Consider the following 12,807-nt stretch of genomic DNA (forward strand, 5'->3'; position numbering starts at 1 on the left):
CGAAGGCGGCGGGGCCGTCGATGGATCGGTCGACATGGCTTTCGGCGGCCAGATGCATCACCGCATCGGGGCGGTGGGCGGCAAAGATGCGGTCCAGCGCCGGACGGTCGCGGATATCGGCCTGCTCAAACGCATAGCGGTCGGACTGCGCCGCATCGGCCACGTTTGCCAGATTGGCGGCATAGGTCAGTGCGTCGAGGTTCACGACCTCGTGCCCGCGCGCGACGGCCAGCCGGACCACGGCCGAGCCGATGAAACCCGCGCCGCCGGTAATCAGGATCTTCATGCTGGTTCCTCGAAGCTGAAAGGCGATGTCCAGTCGCCGAACGCGGGCGCGGCGCGGTCCTTGTCCGACAGCAAGGGCTCGCTGACGCCCCAATCGATACCCAGACTGTCCCAGGCCACCGCCCCGTCCGACGCCTTGTCGTAATGATCGGTGCATTTGTAGACGATTTCGGTGTCAGCTTCGCGGGTCACGAAACCATGTAGAAAGCCCGCCGGGATCCACAGCTGTCGGCCGTTCTGAAAGCTCAGCTCGGCCCCGAACCACTGCCCGTAAGTCGGGCTGCCGCGCCGCACATCGACCGCAACATCGAAGAGCCGCCCCCGCCCACAGCGCACCAGCTTGCCCTGCGCATGCGGTGGCGACTGGTAGTGCAGCCCGCGCAGCGTGCCCACCTGCGACGACAACGAATGGTTGTCCTGCACGAAGTCCGGCAGATCCACCCCGGCGTCAGTCAGCGTCTTGCGGTTCCAGCTTTCCGAGAAAAAGCCCCGCGCATCGCCATGACGCGCAGGCGTCAGGATCAGGACGCCGGACAGGGGGGTCGGTTCGATCTGCATGGGGACCTCTACACTCGGTTTCAAAGAGCAATCATCAGAATGAGGAGTGCAGAAGCCGGTTTGTGGGGTTGGACTAAACTCAAGAGGGTAGGTCAAGAACTACTTCACTCAATACGAAGCGTTTTTAGTTCTGCCTGATCTTCTGTCAGCTTTGTAAAAGTCTGAAGAAATGCCTGAGTTTTGTTGATGCAAACTGGGATTGGAACAATGGCTCTCGCGACCGATCAGAACTTGCGCGCCAGAAAGCGTAGAGCTTCCATCCCCTCACCCCACAACCCTCCGTTGACTCCCAGCCCTCCCCCATCTCCGCCGCATAACACCCATTCTCGCGAGACAGGCAGGCCGGAGGTTGAGTGAAGGAGCGAACAGACGGCTGGCCAGGGCGCAAAAATCGCTGTTCAAAGGGGGCTGAAACGAAGAGGTCCCCCATGCTGCGCTCGGAGCTTGTCCGGAAGGTCGCTGAGGCCCATCCGCATCTTTCCCCCTTGGACGCGGAGGCGGTCGTCGAGGCGATCCTGAACGCGATCACCGACAGGCTGGCGGACGGCCACCGGGTGGAACTGAGGGGGTTCGGGAGTTTTGCCAGCAAGGACCGGAAGGCCCGCATGGGCCGGAACCCCAGAAACGGAGCGCCCGTGCCGGTCGCAGCCAAGCAGGTGCCGCTGTTCAGGGCCTCGAAGCGACTTCTGGAGCGGCTCAACAACAAGGTCTGACCTTAGCCAGCTGCGCCAGAATGCTCTTGGTCAGCGGCCGCTATGCGGGACGGAGCGGACCCTGCCTACCATTTCAAAAACGCGCGGTTTTGGCGCACCTTGCTGCACTTATCGAACCGGAGGGAGTGGCGGGGCAATAACTAAACGGACCGCAGGAATCCAAACCAACCACGCTTTGCCCCCCGTTCTGTCCTCTGATCGGTCAGCATTGCGGTCAACTGGCGTCGTTCTTCACCCTCACGGTCAAGGCGCTTGCGAAGGTCTGCTACAGTTTCAGCCATGTTTTCGGACAGGGTACTTGCAGCTTTAAGTTCTGCACGTAACCGCTCAATTTCAATGCGGTTTTCGTGGTCAGATATGGGGGTCAGTAGCGGTTTTTCTAACTGGTCAGTGGTGGTCACTGGGAAAACTCGGTGTAGTTCTGACGGGTCAATTTCGTATCGTCCATCAACATCTTTTGGCGCGCTTAAACGGCCTTCTTTTATAGCTTTTAGGACTGTTCCCTTTGCCTTGCGACAGGACTTCGCCGCTTCATTCAGTGTCATGGTCATGCTTGGTTGCCCTCATGGTCATTGTTGGTTTTCTTGACCGGTCATGACCAGTCAGCTTGACCAGTGTGCCACGATTTCTGAACCAAGCAAACTATCAACGAAACGGAGCATCGCTGCATCGTAGCTGCTATCTCAGGCTGTCCTGCTTCCCGCAGTAGGCCACAAAGGCAGCGCCTGCATTTTTAGGCGGATTGCCCTTTGCCGTTTCTGTCTGAGCAAAGACTAGCCAATCAGCTCGAAGGGCATGGTAATCCCGACCCTTTTCCCGTGCCAAAGCGCGGGCCTTTTCCTCGGCCCAATCAGGCAGGATAATAGTGGGAGCGATCTGTGTCTTTGTGTTCCGGGGCCGGAAGATTGCGAGATCATCGCCCGTCAACTCAATCCGGTAGAAGGGGGTATGATCGTCGGCGATAATCTGGCGAAGGTTGAGCCGAAACTTTTTGAGGGGGGCATTGCTGCCGGTCTTTTCTTGAAGTTTGGCAAGGCCAATATGCCATTTTGGCTGGTTGCCACAATGTTTCCGCGCGATCTCGTAGAGACGGCGTTCCAGCGGGCGGCGTAGGCGGAAGTAGTCCTTTGAGATGGTGACGACCTGGTCGGACTCGATAGCCCGCATGAGCCAGTCTGACAGGACCACCTCGCAATAATCTAGCCGCCAAGAACCATCATCACGCATGACGAATCCACCTTCGTCAATCAGGCCAAAAATTCGGGTTTCCATACGGTCTCCCGTGCGAATATCGGTCTTGAAGGTTGTTCCTCGTAGACGCTTGAAGGCTTGCTCTAGGCGTTGATAGCCAAGGTTGTTGGTAGGCCTGTTCGTTGAAACTAGCAGCTCTCGCCCCGTGAACCTGACACGCTTACCGACCTTTTCACCGCGGTTTTTCATGTGCATCAGCTGGCTGATACAGAAGATCAGAATGTCCTTGTCGAAGATGGTCGGCAGGCCGTTGTAGGACGGCGTAATCTCTAAGCGAACATCCCCAGATGCATAATGCAAGTGGCGCATGTCTGGCTTCGTCGCCAGTGAGAACATGGGGTGTTCCATCGACGCGGTATCATCTTTCGGCACAACATCGGCGATGTCGAGGATAAAGAAGTCTTTTTGAGGATGTCGATTAGGGAGTAGTGCCATGCTCAAGCCGTAGCATAAGTTCGCACTATCAGGAACCAGCATTTCGCACTATCGGGAACCGCCACAGGTTCGCACCTTTCGGAACCAAAATTCGCACCTTTCGGAACCTTGGTTCGCACCTTTCGGAACCCTGTGGACAGTTTTAATATTTATAAACTAGTGGTTATATGCCATTTTCAGGCCCGTAACTTACTCCGTAGGTAACACTATTAACACTAAGGAATTTGCTGGTCTGCTCTTGGTGAAAGCCTTGAGATGCTGTATGTGTTCAAACGTACACATGCTTAGAGGGTGATGAGATGACCGCCAGCACCACAATGACGATCCGGCTCGATCCACAGCTCAAAGCAAAGCTGGGGAAACTGGCAGACGGAACGCGGCGCAGCCGATCCTTTCTGGCAGCAGAGGCTGTAGAAACGTACGTAGAGCGCGAACTGGCGATCATCGAAGGCATCGAGCGCGGGCTTGCGGACGTGGAGGCCGGACGGACAGTCAGCCATGAGGATGCGATGGCCTCCCTGCGGCAAGTAATCGACGCAGCGGCAGGCGACACCGCGTGAAGCGACCCGTTCGCTGGTCAAAAGATGCGTTGGCCGATTTTGAAGGACAGGTTGCCTACATCGCCGCCGATAACCCTGCCGCTGCTCGTCGCGTGGCCGCTGCTCTCGACAAAACAGCCCTCGCCCTTGGTGACATGCCGATAGGTCGCCCCGGTCGCGTGACCGGAACCTATGAGAAATCGGTGACAGGTCTGTCTTACATTCTCGCCTACGTCATAACGCCAACAGGCGGCGCAGAAGAAATCGCGATTGTCCGTGTGATCCACACGTCGCGCGACTGGTCTGCCGAAGAATGGCCCCAATAGGCATGTCGTTTTGGAGAATCAGGGTGCCTACAAGGAATTTTTAGTGATCACTGATCTGCGTCCTGCCAGATAACACAGGCCAATCGCTCACCGGACGGCAAGGTTTCCCCGCCGAGGTCTCTGCAGGCTCTATCTGACGCATCGAGCCTGATTTCGGCACCTGCATCCCAGAGGACCGCAAACGTATGTGCCGGCTCGCGGGCAAAGAAGCCCACAGCGCCGCAGAGCGCCGCTATGAGGGCTATGATGCCCAGTCTACGCCATCGACCCTGCTGATGGACCTCCATGACCCTCAGGAGCCCCTCTGCGGCGCTGTGGAAGGCCTTGCTGGCATCCTTCTGTGCTTCAGCGGCGTCACCGGCCCTGTGGGTGATCTCGACAGACTTGCCTCGCATCTCACGTGCGGCGTCGACAACTGCGTGCAGGGCGGCTCGATCCTCCCGCAATGCGTCGTCCAGAATGGCCGCGATCTTCTTGCCGTTGGTCTCCCAGTCCGTGTTCTTGACGACCGTGGCCATGTAGGTGCGGGCATCTTTCACCGAGGCCGCGGTTGCTGCGGCCTGGTGCTGGACGTCGATCAGCGTGGTGGTGTTCTCTGCGGTGACGGAGACCAAGGCTTCCAGCATCTCGTCCTGGGGTGTGGGGGCAGCGGCGGGGTTTCTCGGATCAGCCATTCTTCGCGGCCTTCTTGTCGAGGCTGGCGAGGAGTTGCTGAATGTCTTTCACATCGAGATCCCGTGTCACCCGGTCGCGCAGCAGGCCAGCCAGCTTTGCGGCAGCGTCCGGGTTTTCCAGTGCAGCCTTCACGACAACAGCCCCGACGATAATTTTGACGCGGGTGTCGGTGGCTTTCTTCTTGGATCTGAGCAAGGCCAGCTTCTGTTCAGCTGTTGCAATCTGCTGGTCGAGTGTCTTCATGGTTTGTGTCCCTCTGGTTGTGCGATAGGTAGCAAGACAGAGGCCGGCGGTAAACACTGGCCTGACACGAAGTGCTCACCTATACGTCGCGAGCGACGTGTGAGCGAAGGACCGCTGCGCATCCTTTCGAAACCAAGCCAGGAGGGCGATCATGGCGATTTATCATTTTGATGCCTCGATGATCTCCCGCAGCAAGGGGCGGTCCGCGACCGCCGCAAGCGCGTATCGTGCCGCCGAGCGGGTCGTGGACCGTCGCACCGGCGAGGTGCACGACTACACCCGCAAGCACGGTGTCGAGCACAGCGAGATCCTCGCCCCCGAGCATGCGCCGGACTGGGCGCGGGATCGTTCCGCGCTGTGGAACGCCGTGGAACTGGTCGAGCGGCGTAAGGATGCGCAGGTCAGTCGCGAGGTCCGCGTCGCCCTGCCGTCCGAGCTGACGCTGGAACAGAACCGCGATCTGGTGCGCGGGTTCGTTCAGGCGCAGTTCGTCTCCCGGGGGATGGTCGCTGACATCGCCCTTCACGCCCCGGGGCGGATCGGAGACCAGCGCAACCACCATGCGCATATTATGCTGACCACCCGCGAGATCGGCCCCGAGGGGTTTGGAGCAAAGAACCGCGACTGGAACGCCAAGGAGCTGCTGGTGGACTGGCGGTCGTCCTGGGCCGAGCACGTCAACCAGACGCTTGAGCGCTGCAACGTCCATGAGCGGGTCGATCACCGCACTCTGGAAGCGCAGCGCGCTGAAGCGCTTGAACGGGCCTCTGTTGCCGAGCGCAGTGGCGACGAGCGGGTCCGCGTCGCGGAGATGGCGCGGGCGGTGGAGCTGGACCGCCCGCCCCTACCGGATGTCGGTGCCCGGGGCTGGAGCATGATGCGGCGCGGGATCGCCACACCGGCCTCCGATCGCTGGCAGGAGGTGCGCGAGATCGGCCTTCAGGTCCGCGAGGTCGCCCGCGAGTTTCGGACGCAGGCCCGCGACTGGCTGGAGCGGGCCCTGGACCGGGTGCAGGAGCGCGGGGCGGCGCTTGGCCTCACCCGCGCCCCGGAGACCGCGCTGGAGAGGCTTCAGGCCGCCCGGGCATCGCGTGGGGCCGTGGATGCGCCCTCGAGCGCTCTTGAGCGGCTACAGGCCGCACGGGCGGGGCGTGATGAGGATCGCGGTGTGGAGGTCGAGCGCAACGTCGATCGCGCCGGGCATGCCCTCACCCAGCAGGACCGGGAGAAAGAACGCGTGCTGGAACAGGAGCGGGCGTTGGAACGGCAGCGGGTCGCCGAGCGCGAAGGGCCGAGTCATGAAAGGTGATAAGGCGATGGCGGGTATGAACGCAACGAACGTTCGACAGCCCTCGCCGCAGCTCTCAAATAGGTCGCAACAGTTCAATCATCTGGGTATTGAAGTCGCCGCTGTGCAGCTCTGGCGTAAAATTAAGCAACGAGCCGTCTAGGTGGCCCGGGGCGCTCAGGAGCTGGCTGAGAAGATCCTTGCGTGGCTGGGCTGCGTCTCAAACAGGTGCGAGACGTGGTGGAGCGCGTCACGGATACTAATGGATGGGGCGATTTCTTCGCCGCCGGTGCATCAGCTGACGCCGAGAGCCTGGCGCAGGATCTCGAAGCTGAGCACCGGGTAGTAGGACAACGTGAAACCTTTGAACTAGAAGAGCGCGAAGCCCATAAGCAGGCAAAGCATTGACACAGGGAACGCGACCACGAGTGAAAGCACTAAAAATCGAAAAACAGGAAAAATAAAAAAACCTTTTTAACTATAAGTGAAATTAATAACGCGAGTTTTGTTGATTTCGCTCCCAATTGAATTTACAACTAAAGACAGGGAAGCTTGACCTCTGTACAAAGGGATTGTAAAGGCAGCGCCAATTCCAGACGAATTATTTTCGTCATTCACGTAAATTTTCTTGCTGTCCATGTCCAGCATTATTCCGGATATATTTTCTGAATTAAATACAATAGTAAAATCCCCGAACGGGAGTGTTAGTTCTGCTTTTTGTCCAGGGGAAATCACAAAAGTTCCAGTACTTATTATTTCAGACCCATTGATCTTCATGACGCCTTGCTCCATACGTTTTCCAAGAAGATAGTACACTTATGTGAGTTTGGTTCAACATGAATGAACGGGCTCCGTTAAATTGGTTTTTATGATTGTTAAATCATCAGGAGTGAAAGATGAAATTTCATAGATTGAGACCAGATACGTGGAACGCCTATGCCAAAGCCCACGAAAACTTCAATGGTCTTTGGATTTTTCAGCATGTGCCTAAGACTGCAGGCAGCTCAATCACCGTAGCTCTGTCGTCGCACGCTGCGCCATATACCAACATTTCTCCAAACCGCACCACGCCTACTTCAATTCGCAAGCAATACCGAGAACTGTCGGCGACCACGCCGCTGGAGCGGGACGGCAAGCCGATGCGGTCCGTCTCGGGGCATCTGTGGAAGGCGGATGTGGATGCGCTGCTGGGCCGCGACCCGGATGCGCGGCTGTTCACCTTTGTGCGCGATCCGGTGCAGCGGGTGATTTCGGATTACCGCTATTCCCGCACGCCCGCCCATGCGCAATGGCAGGAACAGATCAAGGCCTATCCTAATCTGGACAGCTATATCGAGGACAGCCCGGCGGTCAGGAACAAGACGGTGTTCTTCCTGACCGGTGAACGTGACGGCGATGCGGCCGAGGTGGTCCCCTGGATCATGGCGCGGTTCGATTATATTGGCCTGCTGGAAGACATGGAAATGTCGCACACCATCCTGAACCGTCTGCTGCGTATGGGCGAGGCGCAGGTCGAACATCGCCGCTCCACCGAGGCGTTGCCGCAGAATGCCGAAACCCCAACGCCTGCGCAGCTGGCCCGGATCCGCAAAATGAACGGCTTGGATCTAGCCCTGTTCAGGAGAGTGAAGGTTGCCCATGTAAAATTACGCGAAGCAAACATATTTTTATAGTAACAGGACTTACTCTAAGCGCATGATATTTTAAATAATTGGCTTAAGCAAATAAACTAATAGCTAATTATTTCACTAATTTTTTCAAATGCCGCGGGGTCGAGCCAAAGATCGTTTCCAACGTTTTTAACGACTTCGGTTCTTTCTCCATGCTCTTCGGCAAGCACCAGATGAGGTTCAATTCCGCAAATCAATGCCGAGTCGTGGAAGCTGGCCGTGCGATTAAGGTATTGACCTTGGGTGAGCTCAATCAGCCGTGCCCCACGGGGAGCAAATATTAGGTTAGTTAGTCCTGCACCATGAACACCAACAATCGCACGAGCGCTCGCCATTATCTTACGTTGATCTGCAACACTTAATTTATCTCCAATCATGACTTTAACTGGGAAACGAGAAGAAAGAAATTCGATCAAATCTTGTTCGTTAACAAGCCTCCGATTTGAGGCATTAGCACGAGATATAAAAATAATATTTTCTCCAGGTCTATCAGGGCGATCAAGCTCTGACAGAAACTTCGCCGAAGTCGAAGAAATTCTTGTTTCTGGCTTCATCCCCTCTTTGCGAGGGCCGGCTGTAAAAAATAAAAGTTTCTCCGGAATAGCAAGCATGTTTCTGTAGGGGTGCAATCGCTCTATCATATCAGGAAAAAAATAGTGAATTGATTCTTTTACATGATTTGGCACAGGGTTAAGGTGAAGCAAAAGGCGATCAACACGTTTTAAAAGGTCAACGTCATCCAGAACTTTCAATCTTGGAAGACACTCTATCATCCAATGAAAATAGTTTCCAGATCCAGGCTTCTGGATAAACATTGCACTTCCGTCTATTTTTTCTATAGAAGAACGGCGCTCGAAGGAACTCATCATATCATATTGATCAGCGAACTTACCGCGCAAGCCGTGGTAAAAAGTGTGGTCAATTATACTACGGCCTGACCAAATTTGGCCGCGATAAACTCTAAATCCTTGCCCTTCAAATAGCCGATCGTCACGAGCAGTGACGGGAGTGTCGTATCGACTTTTAACGTTAGTGATCATCTCTGTGCGTTTTGGATCTTTGCACTCTTCAAGCCCCGGACGTCGAAGGTCAATCAAGCGCAATCCAGAAAGCGGCAAATTGTACGCTTTTTCAGAACGCCACAAAAGATTTGCTCCTGCTTTTTTGGCATCCTTAACCCAAATCTCTTGGGCGTCTTTTCTTGCGGGAACAGGAGTAGGCGACGTCATTAACTTCTCCACGGATTTTATCGGCCATGTTTCATATTGCGCCACATAAAAGTCAGGCACAATTATTTGAATTTACCATTCAATTGAGAATTTTTACTTTGAAAGCCATTCTTCGATTGATTCTTTTAGTACGGTGAAGTCGCCTTCTTGCATCTCGAACCCTGTTTTATTTCTAATTCCTTCCGGTGTCGCTCTATTGAGCGTTAGATCGGTGACATTCCCGCCAATCATTTTTACAATATTTTTATCAGTTTCTGTCGTAAAATAGCTGGGAGATATTCTAAACATCTCGACTGGATTTCCTGAAAATGCAGATAGGTGTAACTGAGTCCCAATACAGCCTGCTATTCGTTCCGCTCCCTGCATTACTGCTGCCTGATCATATAAGGACAACCTTTGAGGGTGGATAACTGTAAATCCAAAAGAAGAAAATATATTTTCGATGTCTTTTTCTTGCGAGGTTGGCAGGCCTCTTCTGTCATCTGAAAGCGCTGATCTACTGAGGTAAACCTTGCTCGGCCAATTTCCCAATGAGGAATTTCTCGAAAGATTCAATCCAGCTTTTTGCATTGTTAAGGAGTATTTTGAAGAAAAACCTTGAGGCGCGCAATATGGAGAGAGCCTTTTTGGAATAATCATTTTAGAGAAAAGGGTTGGTTTGTATATTAATTCTACTTGAGAAGAGTTAATTCCGCACGCCTCTAGAAACGTGTTAAGATAGCTTGGCCAATTTTCTTTTTTTGCATATTTATGAGACGTTGCTAGGCCGTGAGCTCCAAAACCAACTATTTTTATTTTGCTCAAATCAATGCCGAGAGGCTCCGAGAGAGCCCAAATTCGGGCTGCCGTGTCTACAAGCATATGCCCAAAATGAGATGAGATTATGTCTAGATATAGAACGGGTTCTTCTATTACCTCTTCAGCAGGGGGAATCTCGAGTTTTATTCCCCCATTTTCAATTTCTTTAGCTGCATAGTGGAGCAAATAGTCTCTCGTTAGGCTTCCCGGGCCTATAGAATTTCTATATATAAGAATGTTAGCTCTGTCATAAAAAACGGCCCCCCGGCTGCTTTTATCTCCTTTCTTGCTTTGTGTGCTTTGAAAATCAAGGTATTTTTGTGGTATCGCTAGGACATCATTCTCATGCAAAACGTAAGGGTTTTTGTTATTTTTGCTGAGAATTTCTCTTCCCATGAAGGTGTTGTCATCGAAATGCATCGCTCCGGTTTTTCCATCAGAAAAATCCCTTACGCAATTTATTTCTTCTAGGAGGGTTGTTGTTAGCAAAACTTGAGCCTTTTTAGTTAAATTAATAATATCGCAACTTGGTAATATTCAATATATCACAACAACCGCATCAGATATGAACCATAGTCGTTCTTAGCGTATCGTTTGGCCTGTTCGCGCAGCTGGTCGGGGGTAATCCAGCCTGCGTCAAAGGCGATCTCTTCGGGGCAGCCGGTCTGCAGGCCCTGACGGTTTTCCAGCGTGCGCACGAAATTGCCCGCATCCAGCAGGCTGGCATGGGTGCCGGTGTCCAGCCAGGCAAAGCCGCGCCCCATGCGTTCGACCGTCAGCACGCCATCATGCAGATAGCTTTCCAGCAGGGTGGTGATCTCCAGCTCTCCGCGATCCGAGGGTTGGACTGCGCGGGCGCGCTCCGGCGCGGTGCCGTCGAGGAAATAGAGGCCGGTGACGGCATAGTCCGACGGGGGAACCTTGGGTTTCTCGATGATCGCGCGGGCGCGCATCTGATCGTCGAAATCCACCACGCCATAGCGTTCAGGGTCCGAGACGCGATAGCCGAAGACCGTCCCGCCGCTGTCGCGCCCGTCGGCGGATGCCAGCAGTTCCGGCAGCCCGTGACCAAAGAAGATGTTGTCGCCCAGCACCATCGCGGATGGCGCCCCGTCCAGAAAATCCTCGGCCAGGATATAGGCCTGTGCCAGCCCATCGGGCGAGGGTTGGATGATCCAGGTGAACTCGATCCCCCATTGGCTGCCGTCGCCCAGCAGGCGCTGGAACTGGGCCTGATCCTCGGGCGTGGTGATGATGGCGATCTGGCGGATCCCGGCCAGCATCAGCACCGTGATCGGGTAATAGATCATCGGCTTGTCATACAGCGGCAGCAGCTGTTTCGACACGCCCATGGTGATCGGATAGAGCCGTGTGCCCGAGCCGCCGGCCAGAATGATACCCTTACGATCGGTCATGACTTGTCCTTCAGTGATCCAGAACGCGGGCCAGACCGGCCCGCCAGTCGGGGCGCGCAATCCCGAAATCCTGCGCGATGCGGCTGCAATCCAGCCGCGAATTCAGCGGCCGGGCGGCGGGGGTCGGATAAGCGCTGGACGGGATGTCCGCAATCTCGGCCCCAAGGCCCGCCTGCGCCATGATCTCGCGCGCAAAGCCCGCCCAGGATGTGTCGGGCGCACCGGCAAAGTGATACATGCCGCCCTTGGCCGGGTCGCGCTGCATTGCGGTGGTGATCGTCAGCGCGGCGCTTGCGATGTCGGCGGCGGGCGTCGGCCCCCCGATCTGATCGGCCACCACCGTCAGCCGGTCGCGTTCCGCCCCAAGCCGCAGCATGGTCCGCACGAAATTCGCACCATGGGCTGAAAAGACCCACGAGGTCCGCATGACCGCCCATTGCCCACCGGCCTGCGCGACGGCCTGTTCACCCGCCAGCTTGGTCGCGCCATAGGCGCCAAGGGGGCCGGTCGGCGCATCCTCGGCCCGCGCGTCCTCGCCCGATCCGTCAAAGACGTAATCAGTCGAGATATGGACAAAGGGAATGCCCAGTTCCGCGCAGACCCGCGCCATGGCGGCGGGGGCGTCGGCATTGACCAGCCGGGCAGCCTCGGTGTCGGTTTCGGCCCGGTCCACCGCCGTATACGCGGCGGCGTTGATCACCGCCTGCGGACGGGCCGCGATGATCGCCGCCGCACAGGCCGTTGGATCGGTCAGATCGGCACCCTCGCGCCCCAGAAACACCGCATCGGGGGCCAGCAGCGCCAGTTCCTGCGCGACCTGTCCGGTGCGGCCAAAGACCAGAAGACCCGTCACGCCGCACCCAAGCGTTTGCCCACGCCGTCGCGCGACAGCAGCGGTTCCCACCAGTCACGGTTGGTCAGATACCATTCGACGGTGCGCCGCAGCCCCTCATCCACAGTGACCGAGGGGCGCCAGCCCAGCTCGGTGCGGATGCGCGTCGGGTCGATCGCATAGCGGCGATCATGGCCGGGGCGGTCGGTGACAAAGGTGATCAGATCGGCGTGCGGCGCCCCTTCGGGGTGCAGGTCGTCCATATGCGTGCAGATGGTGCGGACCAGATCGATGTTCGTGGCCTCATTCTCGCCGCCGATATTATAGCTGCGATTCAGCTGACCCTTGTCCAGCACCAGCAGCAGGGCATCGGCGTGATCCTCGACATACAGCCAGTCGCGGATATTGCCGCCGTCGCCGTAAACCGGGATCGGCTGCCCGGCCAAGGCCTTGAGGATCACCACCGGCACCAGTTTTTCGGGGAAATGATAGGGGCCGTAATTGTTCGAACAATTGGTCAGCACCACCGGCAGGCCATAGGTCTCGGCCC

The 12,807-nt window shown here is 56.1% G+C and carries 18 protein-coding genes; 6 read left to right on the top strand and 12 right to left on the bottom strand.

Features of this window, described 5'->3' with window-relative positions:
- Positions 1-286 (bottom strand): GDP-mannose 4,6-dehydratase (locus tag EG885_RS19835; RefSeq protein WP_131578098.1); only part of this gene is annotated, 286 nt, incomplete at its 3' end.
- Positions 283-843 (bottom strand): dTDP-4-dehydrorhamnose 3,5-epimerase, encoded by a 561-nt coding sequence (gene rfbC / locus EG885_RS19840; RefSeq protein WP_131578100.1) that lies wholly within the window; start codon positions 841-843, stop codon positions 283-285. The genes EG885_RS19835 and rfbC, both read right to left, overlap by 4 nt.
- 428 nt (positions 844-1,271) lie before the next feature.
- Here rfbC and EG885_RS19845 point away from each other — a divergent pair, with 428 nt between their 5' ends.
- On the top strand, positions 1,272-1,556 hold the full coding sequence (locus EG885_RS19845; protein WP_131578102.1) for an HU family DNA-binding protein: 285 nt from the start codon (positions 1,272-1,274) through the stop codon (positions 1,554-1,556).
- Between the two features lie 140 nt (positions 1,557-1,696).
- Here EG885_RS19845 and EG885_RS19850 read toward each other — a convergent pair whose 3' ends face one another.
- Entirely contained in the window at positions 1,697-2,107 is a 411-nt protein-coding gene (locus EG885_RS19850; protein ID WP_131578104.1) for a hypothetical protein, read from the bottom strand.
- Between the two features lie 127 nt (positions 2,108-2,234).
- Positions 2,235-3,242: a replication initiator protein A gene (locus EG885_RS19855; RefSeq protein ID WP_131578106.1), complete on the bottom strand. Its 1,008-nt coding sequence runs from the start codon at positions 3,240-3,242 to the stop codon at positions 2,235-2,237.
- A 299-nt stretch (positions 3,243-3,541) separates the two neighbouring features.
- Between EG885_RS19855 and EG885_RS19860 the strand changes: the two genes are divergently transcribed.
- Together EG885_RS19860 and EG885_RS19865 are read left to right on the top strand one after the other, a co-directional pair.
- Positions 3,542-3,802 (top strand): CopG family ribbon-helix-helix protein, encoded by a 261-nt coding sequence (locus EG885_RS19860; protein ID WP_131578108.1) that lies wholly within the window; start codon positions 3,542-3,544, stop codon positions 3,800-3,802.
- Positions 3,799-4,107 carry a type II toxin-antitoxin system RelE/ParE family toxin gene (locus EG885_RS19865; protein WP_131578110.1) on the top strand — a complete coding sequence of 103 codons (309 nt, stop codon included), beginning with the start codon at positions 3,799-3,801 and terminating at the stop codon, positions 4,105-4,107. Before EG885_RS19860 ends, EG885_RS19865 begins: the two co-directional genes overlap by 4 nt.
- A gap of 47 nt (positions 4,108-4,154) precedes the next feature.
- Here the strand turns inward: EG885_RS19865 and EG885_RS19870 are convergent, their stop codons facing one another.
- Both EG885_RS19870 and EG885_RS19875 read right to left on the bottom strand, forming a co-directional pair.
- On the bottom strand, positions 4,155-4,781 hold the full coding sequence (locus EG885_RS19870) for a hypothetical protein (protein ID WP_131578112.1): 627 nt from the start codon (positions 4,779-4,781) through the stop codon (positions 4,155-4,157).
- A complete protein-coding gene (locus tag EG885_RS19875; protein WP_131578113.1) occupies positions 4,774-5,025 on the bottom strand; it encodes a conjugal transfer protein TraD in 252 nt (83 codons plus the stop codon). Before EG885_RS19875 ends, EG885_RS19870 begins: the two co-directional genes overlap by 8 nt.
- A gap of 151 nt (positions 5,026-5,176) precedes the next feature.
- Here EG885_RS19875 and mobQ point away from each other — a divergent pair, with 151 nt between their 5' ends.
- Together mobQ and EG885_RS19885 are read left to right on the top strand one after the other, a co-directional pair.
- On the top strand, positions 5,177-6,334 hold the full coding sequence (gene mobQ / locus EG885_RS19880; protein ID WP_131578116.1) for a MobQ family relaxase: 1,158 nt from the start codon (positions 5,177-5,179) through the stop codon (positions 6,332-6,334).
- A gap of 183 nt (positions 6,335-6,517) precedes the next feature.
- Complete coding sequence (locus tag EG885_RS19885; RefSeq protein WP_131578118.1) at positions 6,518-6,721, top strand: hypothetical protein; 204 nt, start codon at positions 6,518-6,520, stop codon at positions 6,719-6,721.
- Between the two features lie 66 nt (positions 6,722-6,787).
- Here the strand turns inward: EG885_RS19885 and EG885_RS19890 are convergent, their stop codons facing one another.
- A complete protein-coding gene (locus EG885_RS19890) occupies positions 6,788-7,090 on the bottom strand; it encodes a hypothetical protein (protein WP_131578120.1) in 303 nt (100 codons plus the stop codon).
- 119 nt (positions 7,091-7,209) lie between these two features.
- On the opposite strand from EG885_RS19890, the gene EG885_RS19895 reads away from it, so the two are divergent.
- On the top strand, positions 7,210-7,986 hold the full coding sequence (locus EG885_RS19895) for a sulfotransferase family 2 domain-containing protein (RefSeq protein WP_131578122.1): 777 nt from the start codon (positions 7,210-7,212) through the stop codon (positions 7,984-7,986).
- A gap of 56 nt (positions 7,987-8,042) precedes the next feature.
- On the opposite strand, the gene EG885_RS19900 is transcribed toward EG885_RS19895, so the two are convergent.
- From EG885_RS19900 to EG885_RS19920, 5 genes are all read right to left on the bottom strand, one after another.
- Positions 8,043-9,257: a glycosyltransferase family 61 protein gene (locus EG885_RS19900; RefSeq protein ID WP_131578124.1), complete on the bottom strand. Its 1,215-nt coding sequence runs from the start codon at positions 9,255-9,257 to the stop codon at positions 8,043-8,045.
- Between the two features lie 48 nt (positions 9,258-9,305).
- Positions 9,306-10,499 carry a glycosyltransferase 61 family protein gene (locus EG885_RS19905; RefSeq protein WP_131578126.1) on the bottom strand — a complete coding sequence of 398 codons (1,194 nt, stop codon included), beginning with the start codon at positions 10,497-10,499 and terminating at the stop codon, positions 9,306-9,308.
- A 56-nt stretch (positions 10,500-10,555) separates the two neighbouring features.
- A complete protein-coding gene (gene rfbA / locus EG885_RS19910; RefSeq protein WP_131578128.1) occupies positions 10,556-11,425 on the bottom strand; it encodes a glucose-1-phosphate thymidylyltransferase RfbA in 870 nt (289 codons plus the stop codon).
- Positions 11,426-11,435: 10 nt separating this feature from the next.
- A complete protein-coding gene (gene rfbD / locus EG885_RS19915) occupies positions 11,436-12,278 on the bottom strand; it encodes a dTDP-4-dehydrorhamnose reductase (RefSeq protein WP_131578130.1) in 843 nt (280 codons plus the stop codon).
- Positions 12,275-12,807: dTDP-glucose 4,6-dehydratase (locus tag EG885_RS19920; RefSeq protein WP_131578132.1), on the bottom strand; the 533-nt coding region annotated here is incomplete at its 5' end. The genes rfbD and EG885_RS19920, both read right to left, overlap by 4 nt.

This window comes from Paracoccus nototheniae (assembly GCF_004335005.1).
GTDB lineage: Bacteria > Pseudomonadota > Alphaproteobacteria > Rhodobacterales > Rhodobacteraceae > Paracoccus > Paracoccus nototheniae.